Below are 21,249 nucleotides of genomic sequence, written 5' to 3'. Positions count from 1 at the left end.
GGGCAGATCCACAGCCCGGTCGCGACCGTGCCGCAGCCGATGCCGGCCAGGTGCCGCCGCAGCTGGTGACGGGCGTCGCGGCGTTCCTCGGGGATGGAGAACGACACCAGGCACCACGGGTCGTCGTCGCCCTGCTGCCGGTAGCCGAAGATCCGCCGGTCGCCGCGCTCGAGCATCGCGGCCGCGCCCGCCGCGAGCCGGTACCCGGCCCGGCCGCCGACGTCCTCGGCCTCGAGCAGGCCCTTGCCCTTGGCCCGCGACACGGCCGAGCGCGCGGCCCCCGGCGCGACGCCGGCCGCGCCGAGCAGCGCGACGAGGTCGCCCGCCGCCAGCCGGCCGCCGAGGCCGCGGGCGTACAGGCCGACGACCGTCCGCAGCAGCGACGTCGCGCTCCCGGGCCGGGCGTCGAGGTCGTCGAGGATCACGCGGCCCCGTGCTCCGGCCCCTGGTGCCCCGTCTCCTCGACCAGCGCGTCCCGCACCGCCTCGACGCCGACGCGCACCTCGTCGAACGACGTCGACAGCGGCGAGAGGCCCAGGCGCAGGCCGTTCGGGCGGCGGAAGTCGGGGATCACACCCCGCTCCCACAGCAGGGGCAGGGTGTCGGCGAATGCGTCGTGGTCGACGGTGACGTGACTCCCCCGTCGGTCGTCGTCCCGCGGCGAGGCGACGCGCACGCCGAGCGGTATCAGCAGGTCGTCCACCAGCTCGAGCGCGAACCGCGTGAGCGCCACGGACTTCGCGCGGACGGCGCCGAGGCCGGCCTCGGCGATCAGGTCGAGCATGTCCTGCATCGCGAGCATCCCGACGATGGCGGGGGTGCCCGACAGGAACCGCCGCACCCCGGCGTGCGGCGCGTAGGCGGGGCCCATCTCGAACGGCCGGTCGCTGCCCATCCACCCCTGGATCGGCTGGACGAGCTCCTCCTGGAGGTCGGCGCGCACGTAGCCGAACGCGGGCGACCCCGGTCCCCCGTTGAGGTACTTGTAGGTGCAGCCGGCGGCGAGGTCCGCGCCCCACGCGTCGAGGTCGACGGGCACCGCCCCGGCGGAGTGGCACAGGTCCCACAGCACCAGGGCGCCGGCGTCGTGCGCGCGCCGCGTGATCTCCGCGGCGTCGCTCACGTACCCGGAGCGGTACGCGACGTGGCTCAGCACGACGAGCGCCGTCCGGTCGGACAGGAGCGCGGACACCTGCTCGGGCGTGACCCCGCCGTCGTGGTCCGGCGCGATCCAGCGCAGCGTGGCGCCGTGCTCGCGCGCCACGCCCTCGAGCACGTAGCGGTCGGTCGGGAAGTTGCCCGAGTCGAGGACGATCTCGTCGCGCCCGGCCACCCGCGGGGAGGACAGGGCCGCCCGCACGAGCTTGTAGAGGATGACGGTCGTCGAGTCCCCGACGAACGTCTGCCCCGGCGCCGCGCCCAGCGTGACCTCGCCGACCCGGTCGCCGAGGCGCAGCGGCAGCTCGTACCACTCCTCGTCCCAGCCGCGGATCAGCCGGGCGCCCCAGGCGTCGGTCGCGAAGCGGGCCAGGCGCTCCGCCGACGCCCGCGTGGGCCGGCCCAGCGAGTTGCCGTCCAGGTAGGCCGTCACCTCGTCCGAGTCGACGAATGCCGACCGGAACCGGGCCAGCGGGTCGGCGGCGTCCAGCGCGGCGGCGCGGTCGCGGCGGGTGGAGGCGTCGGTGGTCATGCGGAACCTCCGGAGGGAGTCTCGGTCGGCGGGACGAAGTCGGGGTCGCCGAGGTCGGTCACGGCGAGGACCGTGGCGCGGGCGAGCCAGGCGGCGTGGACGGCGCCGGGGTCGGCCGGGGCCGGCGCCGGGCCCGGCACGAACGACACGAGGCCGGCGGGCGGCTCGTCGCCGACGAGCGCGACCAGCAGCGACCGCCGTCCGAGACCGGCGGCCGCGAGCGCCGCCAGCTCCCTGCCGTTCAGCCCCACCGGCAGCGGGCCGTTGCCGAGGTCGGTGCCGTACCGGACGCGTCCGCCCGCGGCGACGAAGCGGCGCACGTTGTCGAGCGCGACCTCGAGCTCGGGCGTCGGGTCGCCCCAGCCGTGGATGTCGAGCGTGCTGAGCCACGTCGTGCCCCGCGCGGCCATGGCCACGAGCAGGTCGTCGTCGAGGCGCTCGCTGAACGGGGCGTGCGCCAGCCGGTCGACGCCGGCCGCGGACGCGCGGGCCGCCTGGCCGCCGCCCTCGGCGTGCGCGACGACGGCGCGGCCCCGCGCGTGGGCCCGCGCCACGACGGCGGCGAGCGTGGCGTCGTCGGGCGTCGGCCCGGCGTCGGCGTGCAGCGCGACCTTGACGAACGACGCCCCGGCCGCGAGCTGGCGGTCCACGGCGGCGACGGCGGACGCCGGGTCGGCGACCTCCTCGACCCAGGCCGCGGGGGCCCACGGCCGGTCGCTCGGGTACCCGCCGGGCGCGGTGAGGAACGCGCCCGCGTACGCGACGCGCGGGAGGGCGGGGTCGCCGGCCAGGGCCGCGACGTCGGCCGGGGTGCCGCCCAGGTCGTGCACCGCCGCGACGCCGCGGGCCCGGAGCGGCACGGGGTCCACGAGGCCGAGGTGCACGTGCGCGTCGGTGAACGGCGGCAGCAGCGTGCCGGACTCCCCCAGCCGGCGCCGCACCTCCGGCGGGACGCCGGCGGGGAGGACGACCGGGGCGACGCCCGGGGGCACCGCCAGCGCACCGGTCATGACCGGCCCGTCGTCGAGCTCGGGCCCGCGGTCGCGCCGAGCTCCGTGCGCACGGCGAAGAGCTCGGGGAAGAAGGTGAGGTCGAGCGCGCGCTGCAGGAAGCCGACGCCGCTGGAGCCGCCGGTGCCGCGCTTGGTGCCGATGATGCGCAGCACGGTCTTCATGTGGCGGAAGCGCCAGAGCTGGAAGTTGTCCTCGAGGTCGACGAGCTCCTCGCACGTCTCGTACGCCGACCAGTCCGACTCCGGGTCCGCGTAGATGCGGCGGAAGACCTCGACGAGGTCGTCGTCGAGCGTGTGGGCGGTCGTGACGTCGCGGTCGAGCACCCGCCGCGGCACGTCGTGGCCGTGCCGCGCGAGGTAGCGCAGGAACTCGTCGTACACGCTCGGCTCGGCGAGCAGCCGCGCGAGCTCCGCGCGCGCCGCGGGCTCGGCGTCGAACACCGCGAGCATCCGCGCGTTCTTGTTGCCGAGCAGGAACTCCACGGCGCGGTACTGCCAGGACTGGAAGCCCGACGCGTTCCCGAGGAAGCCGCGGAACTGGGCGTACTCGCTGGGCGTGAGCGTCGCCAGGACGGACCACTGCTCGGTGAGCGTGCGCTGCACGTGCTTGACGCGGGCGATGCGCTTGAGCGCCGCGCCGAGCTCGTCGGCCGCGAGCAGGTCGCGCGCGGAGACGAGCTCGTGCAGCACCAGCTTGAGCCACAGCTCGGTGGTCTGGTGCTGCACGATGAACAGCATCTCGTCGTGGTGCGCCGGAACGCTGATCGGCTCCTGCGCCGCGAGCAGCGTGTCCAGGTGCAGGTACGAGCCGTACGTCATCCGCTCCCGCAGGTCGGTGACGATCTCCGGCTCGAGCTCGCGCTCGTTCGTCTCGGCGCGCGCGACGGCGGGCCCGGGCTGGTCGACCATGCCCCGGAGCCTATGTCACGAACGTGACGCCCGTCAGCGGCGCGCGATGAGCGACACGTCGCGCACGGCGCCGCGGTCGGCCGACGTCGCCATCGCGGCGTACGCCTGGAGCGCCGGGGAGACGTAGCGGTCGCGGTTCAGCGGCTGCCACGGGTTCTCCCGCGCCTCCATCTTGGCCCGGCGCTCGGCGAGCACCTCGTCGGGCACGTTGACCCGGATGAGGCGGGTGTCGACGTCGATCTCGATCTCGTCGCCGTCCTCGATCAGGCCGATCGTGCCGCCGGCCGCGGCCTCGGGCGAGACATGCCCGACCGAGATGCCGCTCGACCCGCCGGAGAACCGGCCGTCGGTGATGAGCGCGCAGACCTTGCCCAGACCGCGGCCCTTGATGAACGACGTCGGGTAGAGCATCTCCTGCATGCCCGGGCCTCCGGCCGGCCCCTCGTAGCGCACCACGACGACGTGGCCCGGCTGGACCTGCTTGGTGAGGATCTTCTCGACGGCGTCGTCCTGCGACTCGCAGACGAGGGCCTTCCCCACGAAGTGGAAGACGTCGGGGTCGACGCCCGCGGTCTTGAAGACCGCGCCGTCCTCGGCGAGGTTGCCGCGCAGCACGGCCAGGCCGCCCTCCACGGTGTACGCGTGCTCGAGGTCGCGGATGCAGCCGTTCGCGGCGTCGGTGTCGAGGCTCTCCCAGACGTTGGACGTCGAGAAGGCCTGGGTGGTGCGCACGCCGCCCGGGGCGGCGTGGAAGAGCTCCTGCGCCCGCTCGGTGGCCTTGCCGCCCCGCACGTCCCAGTCGTCCAGCCACGCGCGCAGCGTGGGCGTGTGCACGGACGTGACGTCGTGGTCGAGCAGCCCCGCGCGGTCCAGCTCGCCGAGCAGCGCGGGGATGCCGCCGGCGCGGTGCACGTCCTCCATGTGGAAGTCCGGGTGGTTGGGCGCGACCTTGCTCAGGCACGGCACGCGGCGGCTGATCGCCTCGATGTCCGTGAGGTCGAAGTCGACCTCACCCTCCTGGGCCGCGGCCAGGATGTGCAGCACCGTGTTGGTGGAGCCGCCCATCGCGACGTCGAGCGCCATGGCGTTCGAGAACGCGGCCTTCGTGGCGATCGAGCGCGGGGCGGCCGAGTCGTCCTCGTCCTCGTAGTAGCGCTTCGCGAGGTCGACGATGGTGCGGCCTGCCTCGAGGAAGAGCTCCTTGCGGGCGGCGTGCGTGGCCAGCGTGGAGCCGTTGCCCGGGAGCGACAGCCCGAGCGCCTCCGTGAGGCAGTTCATCGAGTTGGCGGTGAACATGCCGGAGCACGAGCCGCAGGTCGGGCAGGCGTTCTCCTCGACCTGGGCGAGCGCGGCGTCGGACACGTTGTCGTCGGCCGAGTAGTTGATCGCGTTGATGAGGTTCAGGGGCGTCTTCGCGACGCCGTCGGCGACGACCGCCTTGCCGGCCTCCATCGGCCCGCCCGACACGAAGATCACCGGGATGTTGAGGCGCAGCGCCGCGTTGAGCATGCCCGGCGTGATCTTGTCGCAGTTGGAGATGCACACGAGGGCGTCGGCGCAGTGCGCGTTGACCATGTACTCGACCGAGTCCGCGATGAGGTCGCGGCTGGGCAGCGAGTAGAGCATCCCCGCGTGGCCCATCGCGATGCCATCGTCCACCGCGATGGTGTTGAACTCCTTGGAGACGCCGCCCGCCTCGCGGATCGCCGAGGCGACGAGGTCGCCCATGTCCTTGAGGTGGACGTGGCCGGGCACGAACTGCGTGTACGAGTTCGCGATCGCGACGATCGGCTTGCCGAAGTCCTCCGAGCCCATGCCGGTCGCGCGCCAGAGCGCGCGGGCACCGGACATGTTGCGGCCGTGGGTGGACGTCCGAGAGCGCAGGGGACGGCTCATGTCAGCTCCTTCGACGAGTTCTGCCGCGCCGTCGCGGACGGCGCGCACGAGCACGCTACGCCCGCCGTCCCGCATCGCGGGCATCCGTCCGCCCACTGGTCGGTTTGTCGGGTGAAACGTTCCGAAGGTCACGGATCGGTTGCGGTGCCCCGGGCGACGTGTGCATGTTGTCCACGGTTCAACCGTTATCCGTTCAAACCGGACGAACCATCCCCACGCAGCGCACCACGATCAGGGAGCTCACTCATGACCGCGACCGCCGCAGGCAGCACGACCGGCACGACCGTCACCGACCGCGCCCGGAGCGGGGAGGACGCCGAGGACGTCGTCACCCGGACCGGCGCCCGGCGCGCCCTCGCGCTGTGTCGCATCCTCCTGGCCGTGGTCTTCCTCTGGCCGGTGGCCGACAAGACCTTCGGCCTCGGGTACGCCACGCCGGACGAGCGGGCCTGGGTGGCGGGCAGCTCGCCGACGGAGGGCTACCTGAGCTCGATCGAGAGCCCGCTGGCCGGCGGTTTCGCCGCGCTGAGCGGCCCCGTCGTCGACTGGCTGTTCATGCTCGGGATGCTCGGGACGGGGCTCGCGCTCCTGCTCGGGATCGGGCTGCGCGCGGCCGCCGTGGCGGGCGGGCTGCTCATGCTCACGCTGTGGCTGTCGACCTGGCCCTTCGCCGCGGGCTCGCAGAACCCGCTGGTCGACCAGCACCTCGTCTTCACGGCGCTGCTGGCGGCCCTCGCGCTGACCCGCGCCGGCGACACCTGGGGCCTCGGCCGCGCCTGGGCGGCGTCGCCGGTGCCCGGCAGCGCGAGCTGGCTGCGCTGACGCGCCCGGGCACCCCACGGCGCCGGGCGCGGTCAGGCCGCGCCGGCGCTGTGGGTGTGCTCCAGCTCGTCGGCGTGGCGGATGTGCCGCGTCACCCACGGGGCGAGCAGCAGCAGGATCCCCGCGAACACGAGGGCGACGAGGCCGATCCCGCCGAAGTACGCGGTGTCGGAGGCCCCCTCGGTCGCCTCGATCGTCTGCGCCGTGATCGCCTGGCCGGCGGCCGACGACAGGAACCACAGGGCCATCGCCTGACCGCGGAAGGCGCGCGGCGCCAGCAGCGTCGTCGCCGCGATCCCCACCGGGGACAGGCACAGCTCGCCGAGCGTCTGGATCACGTAGACCCCGATGAGCACCCACGGCGGGGCGAGCTCGTCCGCGAACACCTCCGACATCCCCGCGAGGAACAGGAACGACAGAGCCGCGAGCGTCAGGCCGATGACGAACTTGTACGCCGTGGGCGGCCGGTCCCCCGTCTTCGTCCAGATCCACGCGAACACGGGCGCCAGGATGATGATCGACGCCGGGTTCACCGACTGGAAGAACGCCGGCGACAGGTCGATGCCGAACAGCTGCAGCTGGGTCCGGTCGGCGGCGAAGGCCGCGAGCGTCGTCGCCGCCTGCTCGAAGATCATCCAGAACAGCATCGCCGCGACGAAGAGCGGCACGTACGCGACGACGCGCGGCCGCTCGGCCGCCGTCACGCGCTTCGAGCGGTACATCACGACGAGCAGCACGACCGGCGTCACGAGCGCGAGGTACGACACGGCGTCGATGAACGTCTCGACGGCCCAGCCCCCGGCGACGACGGCGGCCAGCGCGGCCGCCACGACGATGGCGCCGACCACGTAGAGCCCCAGCCGCACGACGGCGGGGCGGTCCTCGGGCGTGATCGGGTTCGGCACGTCCGTCCCGGCGGCGCCGAGGTACCGGTAGCCGCCGACGAAGAAGACGAGCGCGAACGCCATCCCGATCGCGGCCACCGCGAAGCCCGCGTGGTAGCCCCACGCCTGCTCCACGACGCCGACGATCAGCGGGGAGAAGAACGACCCGAGGTTGATCCCCATGTAGAAGATCGAGAAGGCCGGGTCCCGGCGCTCGTCGTCGCGCGAGTACAGCTCGCCGACCATCGACGACACGTTCGGCTTGAGCAGGCCGGTGCCGAACGCGACCAGCCCGATCCCCAGCATCGAGAAGCCGTACGTGGGCAGCGTGAGCGACACGTGCCCGGCCGCGATGACGATCCCGCCGTAGAGCACCGCGCGCCGCGCCCCGATCACCCGGTCGGCGAGCCAGCCCCCGACCACCGACAGCAGGTAGACCGACGTGCCGTAGATCGACACGAACGCCGCGCCCGTGGTCGCGTCCATCCCGAGGCCGCCGTTGGCCACCGTGTCGGTCAGGTAGTAGAGCAGGATGGCGCGCATCCCGTAGTAGCTGAACCGCTCCCACAGCTCCGTGCCGGCCAGCGTCATGAGGCCGCGCGGGTGCCCGAAGAACGCGCGGTCGCCCTCGTGCTCCGGGTGCGACGGCGGCGCTGCCTGATCGGTCATGAAAAAACTCTCGCACCGGCGGAAGACGACGGCGACCGGGGAACACGGGGCCACGTACGGTGACGGCATGGCGGCGAGCGTGATGTGGTTCCGGCGAGACCTGCGGCTGCACGACAACCCGGCGCTCCTCGCCGCGATCGAGGAGGCGCGCGACGCGGGCGGGGACGTCGTCGGTCTCTACGTGCTCGACGACGCGCTGTGGCGGCGGGCCGGCGCGGCGCGCCTCGCCTACCTGGCGGGCTCCCTGGCGATGCTCGACGACGCGTGCGACGGGCGGCTCGTGGTGCGGCGCGGCGACCCGCGCGAGGTCGTCCCCCAGGTCGCGCGGTCGGTGGGCGCGCGCGGCGTGCACGTCGCGGCCGGGCACGAGCCCTACGGCCGCCGGCGCGACGGCGCGGTCGAGGAGAACCTGGCCGACGCGGGCGCCGTCCTGACCAGGACCGGCTCGGCGTACGCCGTGTCCCCCGGGCGGCTGCGCACCGGGCAGGGGTCGCCCTACCAGGTCTTCACCCCGTTCCGCGGGGCCTGGCTCGCCCACGGCTGGCGGGCCCCCGCGCCGCGGCCGCGCGAGGTGCCGTGGGCCCGGCTGCCCTCCGACGGCGTCCCTGCGGCCCCGCCGTGCGACGCACTCCTGCCGAGGGCGGGCGAGGCGGCGGCCCGGCGCCGCTGGCACGAGTTCGTGCGCGCGGGCCTGGCCGGTTACGCCGAGGGCCGCGACCGCCCCGACCTGGCGGGAACCTCGGAGATGTCGGCGCACCTGCGCTGGGGCGAGATCCACCCGCGGACGATGCTGGCCGACCTGGCGGCCGCGGAGGCCGCCGGCCTCCCGGCCGAGGCGGTCGCCGCGTACCGCTCGGAGCTGGCATGGCGGGAGTTCCACGCCGACGTCCTGCACCACCGGCCGGACGCCCGGCGCCGGTCGCTGCGCGCCGTCGTGCCCGACGACGCGTGGGCGACCGGGGCGGCGGAGCGGGACGCGTTCGACGCCTGGGCCGCCGGCCGCACCGGGTTCCCGCTCGTCGACGCCGGCATGCGCCAGCTGCTCGCCACCGGATGGATGCACAACCGGGTGCGGATGGTGGTGGCGTCGTTCCTCGTCAAGGACCTGCACGTGCGCTGGCAGCGGGGCGCCGCGCACTTCATGGCGCACCTCGTGGACGGCGACGTCGCGCAGAACCAGCTCAACTGGCAGTGGGTGGCCGGCACCGGCCACGACGCCGCCCCCTACTTCCGGGTGTTCAACCCGGTGACGCAGGGCAAGAAGTTCGACCCGGACGGCGACTACGTGCGCCGGTGGGTGCCCGAGCTGCGCGAGGTCGAGGGCAAGCGCGTGCAGGAGCCCTGGCGCCTCGACCCGCCGCCGGAGGGCTACCCCGCGCCGATCGTCGACCACGCGCACGAGCGGCGCGTCGCGCTCGACGACTTCGAGCGCGCGCGCCGCTGAGCGGGACCGGGCGGGTCAGCGGCGGTCGAGCCTCACCTGGCGGTTGACGTCCTTGTACAGCAGGTAGCGGAACGGCTTCGGGCCGCCGGCGTAGCAGGCCTGCGGGCAGAAGGCGCGGAGCCACATGAAGTCGCCCTCCTGCACCTCGACCCAGTCGCCGTTGAGGCGGTAGACGGCCTTGCCCTCCAGCACGTACAGGCCGTGCTCCATGATGTGGGTCTCCGCGAACGGGATGGAGCCGCCGGGCTGGAACGTCACGATGTTGACGTGCATGTCGTGCGCCAGGTCGTCGGGGTCGACGAAGCGCGTCGTGGCCCAGGCGCCGTCGGTGTCCGGCATGGGGCGCGGCTCGATGTCCTGCTCGCGGGTGACGAAGGTCTTCGCCGCGTAGCCGTCGATGCGCTCGTAGACCTTGCGGACCCACTGGAACGCGGCCTTGGCGTCCGAGCGGTTGTGCAGCGACCACTGGTCGCCGGCGGCGAGGTAGGCGTAGCCGCCGGGCTCGAGGGTGTGCTCCTCGCCGCCGACCGTGAGGGTCAGCGTGCCCTCGGTGACGAAGACGACGGACTGGACGGTGTCCTCGACCTCGCCACGGTCGGCGCCGCCGCCCGGGGAGACCTCGACGACGTACTGCGCGAACGTGGTCGCGAAGCCCTCGACCGGGCGCGCGAGCACCCACAGGCGGGTCTTCTCCCAGCCGGGCAGGTTGGAGGTGACGATGTCGCGCAGCACGCCGCGCGGGATGACGGTGTACGCCTCCGTGACGATCGCCCGGTCGGTGAGCAGCTCTTCCTGCCCGGGCAGGCCGCCCTGCGGGGTGTAGTAGCGGGTCGTCTGGGGACCTGGCTGCGTCATCGGCACGCTCCTTGTGGTGATGGACGGCTGAACATCTGTCTTTCGTGAGACGGAATTCAGTTTCTGCGATGTGAGATTAGTGCGCCCGCCTCCCGGCGGTCAAGCGGCAGCCTCATCCTGCCCGCGCCTGCCGCGGCCGACGACCCGACGCCGCGCGTGACGGGCTTGACAAGCGGGTCCCCTCCGCTCAAATTGGTATACCAACGCGCTACGGAAGCGCGCTTTCGCTCGACGAAACCCGCCCGTACGGCACCTGGAGGACGAACTCCATGAGCACCCTCGACCGGGCCGCGGCAGCGACGCCGCAGGCCCTGGCCGCACCGACGACGGTCGCGACCTCCCCCCGCGCCACGGCGACGACGCCGCCGCCCGGGCTCAGCCCCCGCCTCTACAACCACGACCTCGCCCCGACGCAGCGCGCCGGTCGCACCTGGCGGACCTACTCGATCTTCACGCTGTGGGCCAACGACGTGCACTCCCTCGGGAACTACGCGTTCGCCATCGGACTCTTCGCCCTCGGGCTCGGCGGCTGGCAGATCCTCCTCGCCCTCGTGCTGGGCGGCGCCCTCCTCTTCGGCCTCCTCACCCTGTCCGGCTTCATGGGCGAGAAGACCGGCGTGCCGTTCCCGGTCATGAGCCGCATCGCGTTCGGCATCCGCGGCGCCCAGATCCCCGCCCTCGTCCGCGGCTCCGTCGCGGTCGCCTGGTTCGGCATCCAGACGTTCCTCGCCTCCGTGGTGCTACGGATCCTGGTCGTCGCGCTGGTGCCTGCCGCCGCCGGCCTCGACCGGAACTCCGTCCTCGGTCTGTCGACGCTGGGCTGGATCACCTTCCTCGCCCTGTGGGGCGTGCAGCTGCTCATCGTCAGCTACGGGATGGAGATGATCCGCCGGTACGAGGCGTTCGCCGGGCCCGTCATCCTGGTGACGATGGCGGCCCTCGCCGTCTGGATGTTCCTCCAGGCCGACGCCACGATCGCCTGGAGCACCCCGGACACCAAGCACGGCGCGGACATGTGGCTCGCCGTCGTGGGCGGGGCGGCCATGTGGGTCGCCATCTACGGCACGTTCGTGCTGAACTTCTGCGACTTCACCCGCGGCGCCGTCTCGCGCCGGTCCATCGTGCGGGGCAACTTCCTCGGCATCCCGCTCAACATGGCCGTCTTCGGCGCGATCGTCGTGGTGCTCTCGGGCGCCCAGTTCGCCATCGACGGCACGATCATCGAGTCCCCGTCCGACGTGGTGCGGGCGATCCCCAGCACCCCGCTCCTCGTGCTGGCGTGCCTGGCCCTGCTGGTGCTCACCGTCGCGGTGAACCTCATGGCCAACTTCGTCGCGCCGATCTACGCGCTGACCAACCTCTTCCCGCGGAGGCTGAACTTCCGCCGCGCGGGCCTGCTGTCCGGCGCGCTCGGCCTCGTCATCCTGCCGTGGAACCTGTACGGCTCCCCCGCCGTGATCACGTACTTCCTCGGCGGCCTCGGCGCCCTGCTCGGTCCGCTGTTCGGCATCATCATGGCCGACTACTGGCTGCTGCGCCGGGCCCGGGTGCACGTGCCCGACCTGTACCGCGAGGACCCCGACGGCAGCTACCACTACGCCCGCGGGTTCAACCGGCGGGCCGTGCTCGCGCTGGTGCCGACCGCCGTCGTGGCCCTGCTGCTCGCCTTCGTCCCCGCGTTCGCCGTCGTCTCGTCGTTCTCGTGGTTCCTCGGCGCAGGCCTGGGGGCCGTCCTGTACCTCCTCGTCGCCGACCGGCGGCAGACCTTCCACGACGCGGACGGCGAGCACCTCGCCGTGCCGAGCACCCACTAGCCCCACCCGGAGACCCCGTGCGCATCCTCGTCGCCAACGTCAACACCACGTCGTCCATGACCGACGCGATCGCCGCCTCGGCACGGTCCGTCGCCTCCCTCGGCACCGAGATCGTGGGGATCACCCCGCGATTCGGCCCGGACTCCTGCGAGGGCAACTTCGAGAGCTATCTCGCCGCCCTCGCGGTGATGGACGCCGTGACCTCCTACCCGGAGCCGTTCGACGCCGTCGTGCAGGCCGGGTACGGGGAGCACGGGCGCGAGGGGCTCCAGGAGCTGCTCGACGTGCCGGTCGTCGACATCACCGAGGCGGCGGCGTCGACCGCGATGTACCTGGGGCACCGGTACTCCGTCGTCACGACGCTCGACCGCGCGGTCCCGCTGATCGAGGACCGGCTGCGCCTGGCGGGGCTCGACGCGCGGTGCGCCTCGGTGCGCGCGAGCGGGCTCGGCGTGCTGGAGCTCGAGGCCGACCCCGAGCGGGCCGTCGCCGCGATCGTCGCCGAGGCCCGGCGCGCCGTCGAGGTGGACCGGGCCGAGGTGATCTGCCTCGGGTGCGGCGGGATGGCGGAGCTCGAGGAGCGCGTCGCGGCGGCCACCGGCGTGCCCGTCGTCGACGGCGTGCGCGCGGCGGTGGCGGTCGCGGAGGGCCTCGTACGCCTCGGCCTGTCCACCTCGAAGGTGCGCACCTACGCGCCGCCGCGGCCCAAGGTCGTCGTCGGGTGGCCGTTCGCCGTGCCCGCCGCGGTGTGATCGCGGCGGGCGCGGCGAGCCGTGCCTCAGTCCGTGCCTGCCCCGGCGCGGAACTCGTCCTCGAGGATGCTCATGACGACGGCGTCCGCCCAGCCCTGCCCGTCGCGGAAGGCGTCGCGCAGGCGCCCCTCCTCGCGGAAGCCGAGCGACTCGTACAGCGCCCGCGCCCGCGGGTTGATGCTGATCACCGCGAGGCTCACGCGGTGGAGCCCCGGGCCGGCGCCGCCGTCGAAGGCGAAGCGCAGCACCTCCCCGATCGCCTCGCGCCCGTACCCGCGGCCCCGGTAGTCCGGCATCATCCGCAGGCGCAGGTTCGCCGACCGCAGCTCGAGGTCCACCCGGTCGAGGGAGATCTCACCGAGCAGGTCGTCGCTGACGAGCTCCCCGTCCCGCACGGCGGCCGAGGTGATCGCCCAGTCGTACCGGCCGGGCAGGTCGGCCGCGCTCGCGGCCCAGGCGTCCACCTCGGCCCGGGACGACGCGGCGTTCGTGCCCATGCCCGTGAGGCGCCCGCCCTCCGGGTCGCGCAGCGACGCCCACAGCCGCTCGGCGTCCCGCGCCTCGACCGGGCGCAGCCGCACGAGCTCCCCGTGCAGGACGGGCGACCGCATCAGCCGATCCTCTCCAGCACCAGCTCGCGCACGCGCTTGGCGTCCGCCTGGCCCCGGGTGGCCTTCATGACCGAGCCGATGATGGCGCCGACCGGGCCCTGGTTGCCGCCGCGGACCTTCTCCACGATGTCGGGCTGCGCCGCGAGCGCCGCGTCGATGGCCTCGAGGAGCGGCCCGTCGTCGGAGACGACCTCCAGGCCGCGGGCCACGACGACCGCCTCCGGGTCGCCCTCGCCGGCGAGCACGCCGTCGAGCACCTGCCGGGCGATCTTGTCGTTGATGCGGCCGGAGTCGACGAGCCGCTGGAGCTCGCCGATCTGCGCGGGCGTGATCGCGAGGTCCGCGAGCTCGACCTCGTCCTGCTTGGCGCGGCGGGCCAGCTCGCCCATCCACCACTTGCGCGCGGCGGCCGGCGTGGCGCCGGCGGCGACGGTCGCCTCGATGAGGTCGAGCGCGCCGGCGTTGACGACGTCGCGCATCTCGGCGTCCGCGAAGCCCCACTCGTCGTGCAGGCGGCGGCGCCGGGCCTGCGGCAGCTCGGGCAGCGTCGCGCGGATCTCCTCGACCCACTCGCGCGACGGCGCGACGGGCACGAGGTCGGGCTCCGGGAAGTACCGGTAGTCCTCGGCGTCCGACTTCACGCGGCCGGGCGACGTCGAGCCGTCCTCCTCGTGGAAGTGGCGCGTCTCCTGGATCACGGTCTCACCCGCGTCGAGGAGCGCGGCCTGGCGCGAGATCTCGTACCGCACCGCCCGTTCCACCGACCGGAACGAGTTGACGTTCTTCGTCTCCGTGCGCGTGCCGAGCGGCGACTCGGGCGTCGCGCGCAGCGACAGGTTGACGTCGGCGCGGACGTTGCCGCGCTCCATGCGCGCCTCGGACACGTCGAGCACGCGGAAGATGTCGCGCAGCGCCTGCACGTAGGCACGGGCCACCTCGGGCGCCCGCTCCCCCGCGCCGGTGATCGGCTTGGTGACGATCTCCACCAGCGGCACGCCGGCGCGGTTGTAGTCGACCAGCGAGTACTCGGCGCCGTGGATGCGGCCGGCGGAGCCGCCGACGTGCGTGTTCTTCCCGGCGTCCTCCTCCATGTGCGCGCGCTCGATCTCGACGCGGTGCACCGTGCCGTCCTCGAGCTCGACGTCGAGCCAGCCCTCGAAGGCGATCGGCTCGTCGTACTGCGACGTCTGGAAGTTCTTCGGCACGTCCGGGTAGAAGTAGTTCTTCCGGGCGAACCGGCAGCTCTCCGCGATCTGGCAGTTGAGCGCCAGGCCGATGCGGATCGCGTACTCGACGGCGGTGCCGTTGACGACGGGCAGCGCGCCCGGCAGCCCGAGCGACACCGGCGTGGTCTGCGTGTTCGGCTCGGCGCCGAACGACTGCTCGGCCGGGCAGAACATCTTGGTGCGGGTGCCGAGCTCGACGTGCACCTCGATGCCGATCACCGGGTCGTAGCGGCGCACGGCGTCGTCGTAGGCGACGAGAGCAGGGGTCGTGGTGGTCACTGTGATGGTCTCCTGTTCTCAGCCGAGCTCGGGTGCGCGCGACAGCAGGGGCGCGCCCCACGTGGACTCGAGGGCCGACTCGAGCGCGGCACCGACGCGGTAGAGGCGGTCGTCCGCCTTCGCCGGCGCGAGGATCTGGAACCCGACGGGCAGGCCGTCGTCGGACAGGCCGTTGGGCACCGAGATGCCCGGCACGCCGGCGAGGTTGGCCGGGATGGTCGCGACGTCGTTGAGGTACATCGCGAGCGGGTCGTCCAGCTTCTCCCCCAGCTTGAACGCCGTGGTGGGCGCCGTGGGCGAGACCAGCACGTCCGCCTGCGAGAACGCGGCGGCGAAGTCGCGCTGGATGAGCGTGCGGACCTTCTGCGCGCTGCCGTAGTAGGCGTCGTAGTACCCGGCCGACAGGGCGTAGGTGCCGAGGACGACGCGGCGCTTGACCTCGTCGCCGAAGCCGGCGCCGCGGGTCGCGGCCATGACGCGCTCGGCCGTCACCGGGCCGTCGGTCGGCTCGACGCGCAGGCCGAAGCGCATGCCGTCGAACTTCGCGAGGTTGCTCGACGCCTCGGCCGGCATGATCAGGTAGTACGCGGCGAGCGCGTAGTCGAAGCTCGGGCAGGAGACCTCGACGACCTCGGCCCCGGCCTTGGTCAGCAGCTCGAGCGACTCGTGGAACCGCGCGAGCACGCCGGGCTGGTACCCCTCGCCCTGAAGCTGCGTGACGACGCCGACCTTGAGGCCCGACAGGTCGCCCAGCGCGCCCTGGCGCGCGGCCTCGACCAGCGGCGGGAGCGGCTCGGGGATCGACGTCGAGTCACGCGGGTCGTGGCCGCCGATGAGCTCGTGCAGCAGCGCCGAGTCGAGCACGGTGCGCGTCACGGGGCCGGCCTGGTCCAGCGAGGAGGCCATCGCGATGAGGCCGTAGCGCGAGACGCCGCCGTAGGTGGGCTTCACGCCGACCGTGCCGGTGACGGCGCCCGGCTGGCGGATCGAGCCGCCGGTGTCCGTGCCGATCGCGAGCGGCGCCTCGAAGGCGGCGACGGCCGCGGCGGAGCCGCCGCCCGAGCCGCCGGGGATGCGGTCGAGGTCCCACGGGTTGTGGGTGTTGCCGAACGCGGAGTGCTCGGTGGAGGACCCCATCGCGAACTCGTCCATGTTCGTCTTGCCGAGGATCGGCAGGCCCGCGGCGCGGAGCTTCTCGACGAGGGTCGCGTCGTACGGCGGGATCCAGCCCTCGAGGATCTTCGAGCCGGCCGTGGACGGCAGGCCCTTCGTCACGACGACGTCCTTGACGGCGATCGGCACGCCGGCCAGCGGGTGCAGCTCCTCGCCGGCGGCGCGGCGCGCGTCGACGTCGGCGGCCGTGGCCAGCGCGTCGTCCTCGCTCACGTGCAGGAACGCGTGCACGTCGCCGTCGACGGCCGCGATGCGGTCCAGGTGGGCGCGCGTGGCCTCGACGCTGGAGGCCTCCCGGCGCGCGAGGGTCTCGGCGAGCTCCGCCGCGCTGAGGCGGGTCAGGTCCGTCATCTCACTCCTCCCCGAGGATCTGCGGGACGGCGAAGCGCCCGTCCTGCGCGTCGGGCGCGGCGGCCAGCACGTCGGCCACGGGCAGCGCCGGCTGGGGCACGTCCTCGCGGAACACGTTCGTCAGGGGCAGCGGGTGGCTGGTGGCCGGCACGTCGGGGGTCGCGACCTCGCGCACGCGGGCGATGGAGTCGACGATGACGTCGAGCTCGCCGGCGAGCCGGTCGACCTCGTCGTCGCGCAGGTCGATCCGGGCCAGGGCGGCGACGCGCGCGACCTCGTCTCGGGAGATGGTGGACATGGCCGCCAGTCTAGTGGGCGGCAGGTGTCGGGGAGGTTGTCCCCGCATGACGGTGCGGGCACACGAACGGCCGGGACCACGCCACACAGGACGTGGTCCCGGCCGTCACGCACCGGCGGTGCTCGGCGCCCCCGTCGCAGCCGAGCGGTGCCGGGTTCCTCAGTCCATCCGCTCGTAGGCGGCCGTCGTGAGGAAGTCGATGTACTCGTCGGCCACGGCGACCTCCATGAAGGTGGTCCGCGCCTCGTCGAAGGCGGCGGCGCCGCCCGGGAGCTTGGCCACCTCCTCCTCGACGATGCGGTCGACGAGCTCCCGCGTCACCTTCTCGCCGGTGTCGGCGAGGACGACGTCGTTGTGCAGCCACTGCCACACCTGGGAGCGGGAGATCTCCGCGGTCGCGGCGTCCTCCATGAGGCCGAAGATGGCGACGGCGCCGAGGCCGCCCAGCCAGGCCTGGAGGTACTGGATGCCGACGGAGACGTTGTTGCGCAGGCCGGCCTCGGTGACGGTGCCGGGCGTCTTGTCGACCGACAGCAGGTCGGCGGCCGTGACGCGCACGTCCTCGCGCGTGCGGTCGATCTGGTTCGGCCGGTCGCCGAGCACCGCGGTGAAGGCCTCCTTGCACGTGGCGACCATGCCGGGGTGCGCCACCCAGGAGCCGTCGAAGCCGTCGCCGGCCTCGCGCGCCTTGTCGGCGCTCACCTTGGCGTAGGCCTGCTCGTTGGCCTCGGCGTCCTTGCTCGGGATGAACGCGGCCATGCCGCCGATGGCGTGCGCGCCGCGCTTGTGGCAGGTGCGGACCAGCAGCTCGGTGTAGGCCCGCATGAACGGCACCGTCATGGTGATCTGGTTACGGTCGGGCAGCAGGAACTCCGACCCGCGGGTGCGGAAGTTCTTCACCACGGAGAACAGGTAGTCCCAGCGGCCGGCGTTCAGGCCCGCGGAGTGCTCGCGCAGCTCGTAGAGGATCTCCTCCATCTCGAACGCGGCCGGGATGGTCTCGATGAGCACGGTGGCGCGGATGGTGCCGCGCGGGATGCCGAGCGCGTCCTGGGCCAGGACGAACGCGTCGTTCCAGAGGCGCGCCTCGAGGTGCGACTCCATCTTCGGCAGGTAGAAGTACGGCCCGAGGCCCTTGGCGATCTGCCGCAGGCCCGCCGTGGCGACGTAGAGCGCGAAGTCGACCAGGGAGCCCGAGGTCTCCTGGCCGTCGACCAGGATGTGCTTCTCGCTCATGTGCCACCCGCGGGGCCGCATGATGATCGTCGCGAGCTCGTCGTCGGGCTTCAGCGCGTAGGACTTGCCGGCCTCGTTGGTGAAGTCGATCCGGCGCTCGATGGCGTCGAGCAGGTTGAGCTGGCCGCCGACCACGCTGCGCCACTGCGGCGTGTTCGCGTCCTCCTGGTCCGCGAGCCAGCACTTCGCGCCCGAGTTGAGCGCGTTGACGGTCATCTTGCGGTCGGTGGGGCCGGTGATCTCCACGCGGCGGTCGACCAGCCCGGGGGCGGGCTCCGCGACCTTCCAGGAGTCGTCGGCGCGGAGGTGCGCGGTCTCCGGGAGGAAGTCGAGCGTGCCGCCGTCGGCGAGCGCCTGGCGGCGACGCTGCCGCGCCTCCAGCAGCTCCAGGCGGCGAGCGCCCAGCTCGCGCTGCAGGGTCACGATCAGGTCGAGGGCGGCCGGGGTGAGCACCTCGGTGTCGCGCTCACCGATCTCGGCGGTGATGGTCAGGCCGTCGGGGAGCTCCACGACAGTCCCTCCTTGTTCTCGTTCTACGGGGGTGTGCTGCGGCCGTGCGTTCCTTGCACAGCGGAATTCGTATTACGCCTAGCGGAAACCTGCCAGGCCGACCCTACCGGGTCACGGGTGCTCAGGCACCCACCAGCTGCTGGCGCAGCGCGGCCACGTGCCCGGTGGCCTCGACGTCGTACTCCGCGCTGCGGAGCGTGCCGTCCGGCTCGACGACGAAGGTGCAGCGGTGCACCCCGTCGAACGTCCGGTCGCCGATCGTCTTCGGGCCCCACGTGCCGTAGGCGTCGGCCACGGCGTGGTCCGCGTCGCTCAGCAAGGGGAAGGTGAGGTGCTCGGCCTCCACGAAGGCGCGGACGTCCTCGACCGGGTCCGCGGAGACCCCGACGACGGCGTACCCGGCGCCCGCGAGCGACGCGAGGTTGTCGCGGAAGTCGCAGGCCTCGGTGGTGCACCCGGGGGTGCCCGCCTTCGGGTAGAAGTACACGACCACGCCCTTGTCCGCCCCGGCGCGCACGTCCGCGAGGGACACCGGCGTGCCGGCGGAGTCGGGGAGGGTGAAGTCGGGAGCGGTGTCGCCCGGCTGGAGTCGCGTCATGTCAGTCGTCCTTCGTGGTCGTTCTCGTCGTCGGTCTCGTCGTCGGTCTCGTCGTCGGTCTCGTCGTCGGTCTCGTCGTCGGTCCCGTCGTGGGCCCTGCTCAGGCCTCGCCGCGGCGCAGCAGGGTGCCGGTGGGCTCGTCGCCCACGGGACGCCCGCGCAGCAGCGTGCGCCGGACCGTGCCCGTGAGGTCGCGGCCGGCGTACGGCGTGACCGGGTTCTTGTGGTGGAGTCGGGCCGGGTCGACGACGAACGTCGCCTCGGGCGCGAAGACCGCGAGGTCCGCGTCCTTGCCCACCGTGATGCCGCCCTTGCGCTCCAGGCCGACCAGCGCGGCCGGGCCGGAGGACATCCAGCCGACGACCTCCGCGAGCGGCACCTCGCGGCGGCGCGCCTCGGTCCAGACGACGGCGAGGCCGAGCTGCAGCGACGAGACTCCGCCCCAGGCCTCGGCGAAGTCGCCCGACGCCGGCTGCTTGAGCTCTGCGGTGGCCGGCGAGTGGTCGGTGACGACGACGTCGATCAGGCCGTCGCGCAGACCCTGCCAGAGGCGGTCCTGGTTGTCGTGCTCGCGGATCGGCGGGCAGCACTTGTAGGCCGTCGCGCCGTCGGGCACGTGGTCGGCGTCCAGGGACAGGTAGTGCGGGCAGGTCTCGACGGTGAGGCGCACGCCCTCCGCGCGCGCGGCTGCGATCATCGGCAGCGAGTCCGCGTCGGACAGGTGCAGCACGTGGGCGCGGGCGCCGGTGGCGCGGGCCGCGTCGATGAGCGCGGCGATCGCCGTGGACTCGGCCTTGGCGGGCCGGGAGGCGAGGAAGTTCTTGTAGGTGGGGCCGGGCTCCTGCGGGGCGTCCTCGAGGGTGCCCGGGTCCTCCGCGTGCACGATCATGAGGGCGCCGAACGACGTCAGCTCCGCGAGGTCGGCGCGCAGCTCAGCGTCCTCCAGGTGGCCGAACTCCGGCACCCCGGAGTCGGCGAGGAAGCACTTGAAGCCGAACACGCCGGCGTCGTGCAGGGGCCTGAGGTCCGCCGTGTTGCCCGGCACGGCACCGCCCCAGAAACCGACGTCGACGAACGCCTGGTCCACCGCGCGCTGCTTCTTGACCTCCAGGTTCGCGACCGAGGTCGTGGGGGGCAGCGAGTTGAGCGGCATGTCGACGATCGTCGTGACGCCGCCGGCCGCGGCGGCGCGCGTGGCGGTGGCGAAGCCCTCCCACTCGGTGCGGCCGGGCTCGTTGACGTGCACGTGCGAGTCGACGAGGCCGGGCAGCAGCACCTCGTCCTCGGCGAGCTCCAGCACCTCGGCGCCGGCCAGGCCGGTGCCGAGCGGAACGACGGCGGCGATCCGGCCGTCGGTCACGCCCACCTCGACGGCGCGCTCCCCCTCGGGGGTGACGGCGCGGGCGGCGCGGACGACGAGGTCGTAGGTCATGCGTTCTCCAAGGTGATCAGGGCCGGCAGGTGGTCGGCGAGCCGCGCGGCGAGGGTCTCGAGCAGGGGCCCGGCCTCGGCGATGCAGCGGGCGACGTCCGGCTCGACGTCGGTGAGGGCGTGCACGGCGGCGAGGCCGGCGGCGGCCGCTCGTGCGGGGCTGAGGGTGGTGCGGCCGCACACCGCGACCGTGGGGACGCCGGCGGCGGCCGCGGCGGCGGCCACCCCCACGGGCGTCTTGCCGTGCAGCGACTGCTGGTCGAGGCTGCCCTCCCCCGTGACGACCAGGTCGACACCGGCGAGGCGGTCCACGAAGCCCGTGAGGGCCAGCACCTCCTCGACGCCGGACCGGCGCTCGGCGCCGAGCAGCAGGCAGGCGAAGCCCACGCCGCCCGCCGCGCCCGCGCCGGGCTCGGCGGCGTAGCCGCGGGCGCCCGTGACGCCGACGGTGGCCAGCACGTCGACCCACGTCGCCAGGCCCAGCTCGAGCTCCGCGACGGTCGCCGGGTCGGCGCCCTTCTGCGGCCCGTACACGGCGGCCGCGCCGTGCTCGCCGAGCAGCGGGTTGTCCACGTCGCTCGCGAGCACGATCTCGGTGTCCGCGAGCGCGGGGTGCAGTCCCGCGAGGTCCACGTCGGCCTCGCGGGCGCCCGCGTTCGTGGCGACGACCACCACGGGCCTGCCGCCCGCGACGCCGCCGACGGCGACGAGCACCGGCTGGGCGTCGCCGAGCCGTCCGCGCACGTCGAGGGCGAGCGCGCGCAGGTCGTCGGCCGAGGCGACCTCGCC

18 protein-coding genes and 1 pseudogene are annotated in these 21,249 nt (G+C 73.6%); 4 read left to right on the top strand and 15 right to left on the bottom strand.

Features of this window, described 5'->3' with window-relative positions; all coding sequences use genetic code 11:
- The 5 genes and pseudogenes from ACFWEK_RS05925 to ilvD all read right to left on the bottom strand — a co-directional run.
- A pseudogene (locus ACFWEK_RS05925) lies at positions 1–425 on the bottom strand (regulator); the annotation flags it as partial.
- On the bottom strand, positions 422–1,690 hold the full coding sequence (locus ACFWEK_RS05920; protein ID WP_430553429.1) for a kynureninase: 1,269 nt from the start codon (positions 1,688–1,690) through the stop codon (positions 422–424). The gene ACFWEK_RS05920 and the pseudogene ACFWEK_RS05925, both read right to left, overlap by 4 nt.
- Positions 1,687–2,700 (bottom strand): amidohydrolase family protein, encoded by a 1,014-nt coding sequence (locus tag ACFWEK_RS05915; RefSeq protein WP_430553428.1) that lies wholly within the window; start codon positions 2,698–2,700, stop codon positions 1,687–1,689. Before ACFWEK_RS05915 ends, ACFWEK_RS05920 begins: the two co-directional genes overlap by 4 nt.
- Complete coding sequence (locus ACFWEK_RS05910) at positions 2,697–3,611, bottom strand: tryptophan 2,3-dioxygenase (protein WP_430553427.1); 915 nt, start codon at positions 3,609–3,611, stop codon at positions 2,697–2,699. Before ACFWEK_RS05910 ends, ACFWEK_RS05915 begins: the two co-directional genes overlap by 4 nt.
- A 33-nt stretch (positions 3,612–3,644) precedes the next feature.
- Positions 3,645–5,507 carry a dihydroxy-acid dehydratase gene (ilvD, locus tag ACFWEK_RS05905; RefSeq protein WP_430545873.1) on the bottom strand — a complete coding sequence of 621 codons (1,863 nt, stop codon included), beginning with the start codon at positions 5,505–5,507 and terminating at the stop codon, positions 3,645–3,647.
- A gap of 246 nt (positions 5,508–5,753) precedes the next feature.
- Here ilvD and ACFWEK_RS05900 point away from each other — a divergent pair, with 246 nt between their 5' ends.
- Positions 5,754–6,329 carry a DoxX family protein gene (locus ACFWEK_RS05900; protein ID WP_430553426.1) on the top strand — a complete coding sequence of 192 codons (576 nt, stop codon included), beginning with the start codon at positions 5,754–5,756 and terminating at the stop codon, positions 6,327–6,329.
- A gap of 32 nt (positions 6,330–6,361) precedes the next feature.
- Here the strand turns inward: ACFWEK_RS05900 and ACFWEK_RS05895 are convergent, their stop codons facing one another.
- The gene (locus tag ACFWEK_RS05895) at positions 6,362–7,882 is read right to left on the bottom strand and encodes a peptide MFS transporter (protein WP_430553425.1); all 1,521 of its coding nucleotides are present in this window, start codon (positions 7,880–7,882) and stop codon (positions 6,362–6,364) included.
- A 67-nt stretch (positions 7,883–7,949) separates the two neighbouring features.
- Here ACFWEK_RS05895 and ACFWEK_RS05890 point away from each other — a divergent pair, with 67 nt between their 5' ends.
- The gene (locus ACFWEK_RS05890) at positions 7,950–9,326 is read left to right on the top strand and encodes a cryptochrome/photolyase family protein (protein ID WP_430553424.1); all 1,377 of its coding nucleotides are present in this window, start codon (positions 7,950–7,952) and stop codon (positions 9,324–9,326) included.
- Positions 9,327–9,341: 15 nt separating this feature from the next.
- Here ACFWEK_RS05890 and ACFWEK_RS05885 read toward each other — a convergent pair whose 3' ends face one another.
- Positions 9,342–10,181 (bottom strand): bifunctional allantoicase/(S)-ureidoglycine aminohydrolase, encoded by an 840-nt coding sequence (locus ACFWEK_RS05885; RefSeq protein WP_430545877.1) that lies wholly within the window; start codon positions 10,179–10,181, stop codon positions 9,342–9,344.
- 269 nt (positions 10,182–10,450) lie between these two features.
- On the opposite strand from ACFWEK_RS05885, the gene ACFWEK_RS05880 reads away from it, so the two are divergent.
- Both ACFWEK_RS05880 and ACFWEK_RS05875 read left to right on the top strand, forming a co-directional pair.
- Complete coding sequence (locus ACFWEK_RS05880) at positions 10,451–11,995, top strand: NCS1 family nucleobase:cation symporter-1 (RefSeq protein WP_430553423.1); 1,545 nt, start codon at positions 10,451–10,453, stop codon at positions 11,993–11,995.
- A gap of 17 nt (positions 11,996–12,012) precedes the next feature.
- Positions 12,013–12,747 carry an aspartate/glutamate racemase family protein gene (locus ACFWEK_RS05875; protein WP_430553422.1) on the top strand — a complete coding sequence of 245 codons (735 nt, stop codon included), beginning with the start codon at positions 12,013–12,015 and terminating at the stop codon, positions 12,745–12,747.
- A 26-nt stretch (positions 12,748–12,773) separates the two neighbouring features.
- On the opposite strand, the gene ACFWEK_RS05870 is transcribed toward ACFWEK_RS05875, so the two are convergent.
- The 8 genes from ACFWEK_RS05870 to ACFWEK_RS05835 all read right to left on the bottom strand — a co-directional run.
- Positions 12,774–13,358, bottom strand: coding sequence for a GNAT family N-acetyltransferase (locus ACFWEK_RS05870; RefSeq protein ID WP_430553421.1), 585 nt, complete (start codon positions 13,356–13,358; stop codon positions 12,774–12,776).
- Complete coding sequence (gene gatB, locus ACFWEK_RS05865; RefSeq protein WP_430553420.1) at positions 13,358–14,863, bottom strand: Asp-tRNA(Asn)/Glu-tRNA(Gln) amidotransferase subunit GatB; 1,506 nt, start codon at positions 14,861–14,863, stop codon at positions 13,358–13,360. The genes ACFWEK_RS05870 and gatB overlap by 1 nt, the downstream gene beginning before the upstream one ends.
- 18 nt (positions 14,864–14,881) lie before the next feature.
- Positions 14,882–16,387 carry an Asp-tRNA(Asn)/Glu-tRNA(Gln) amidotransferase subunit GatA gene (gene gatA / locus ACFWEK_RS05860; RefSeq protein WP_430553419.1) on the bottom strand — a complete coding sequence of 502 codons (1,506 nt, stop codon included), beginning with the start codon at positions 16,385–16,387 and terminating at the stop codon, positions 14,882–14,884.
- Position 16,388: 1 nt separating this feature from the next.
- Entirely contained in the window at positions 16,389–16,685 is a 297-nt protein-coding gene (gatC, locus tag ACFWEK_RS05855; RefSeq protein WP_429731461.1) for an Asp-tRNA(Asn)/Glu-tRNA(Gln) amidotransferase subunit GatC, read from the bottom strand.
- 159 nt (positions 16,686–16,844) lie between these two features.
- Complete coding sequence (gene aceB / locus ACFWEK_RS05850; protein ID WP_430545882.1) at positions 16,845–18,431, bottom strand: malate synthase A; 1,587 nt, start codon at positions 18,429–18,431, stop codon at positions 16,845–16,847.
- Positions 18,432–18,552: 121 nt separating this feature from the next.
- Positions 18,553–19,029, bottom strand: a complete 477-nt coding sequence (gene bcp / locus ACFWEK_RS05845; protein WP_430545883.1) for a thioredoxin-dependent thiol peroxidase — start codon at positions 19,027–19,029, stop codon at positions 18,553–18,555.
- A gap of 100 nt (positions 19,030–19,129) precedes the next feature.
- Entirely contained in the window at positions 19,130–20,461 is a 1,332-nt protein-coding gene (gene allB / locus ACFWEK_RS05840; protein WP_430545884.1) for an allantoinase AllB, read from the bottom strand.
- Positions 20,458–21,249: glycerate kinase (locus ACFWEK_RS05835; protein ID WP_430553418.1), on the bottom strand; the 792-nt coding region annotated here is incomplete at its 5' end. The genes ACFWEK_RS05835 and allB, both read right to left, overlap by 4 nt.

The sequence above is a fragment of the Isoptericola sp. NPDC060257 genome, assembly GCF_042726645.1.
Lineage (GTDB): Bacteria > Actinomycetota > Actinomycetes > Actinomycetales > Cellulomonadaceae > Isoptericola > Isoptericola nanjingensis.
This window is presented reverse-complemented; position numbering and strand designations above follow the sequence as displayed.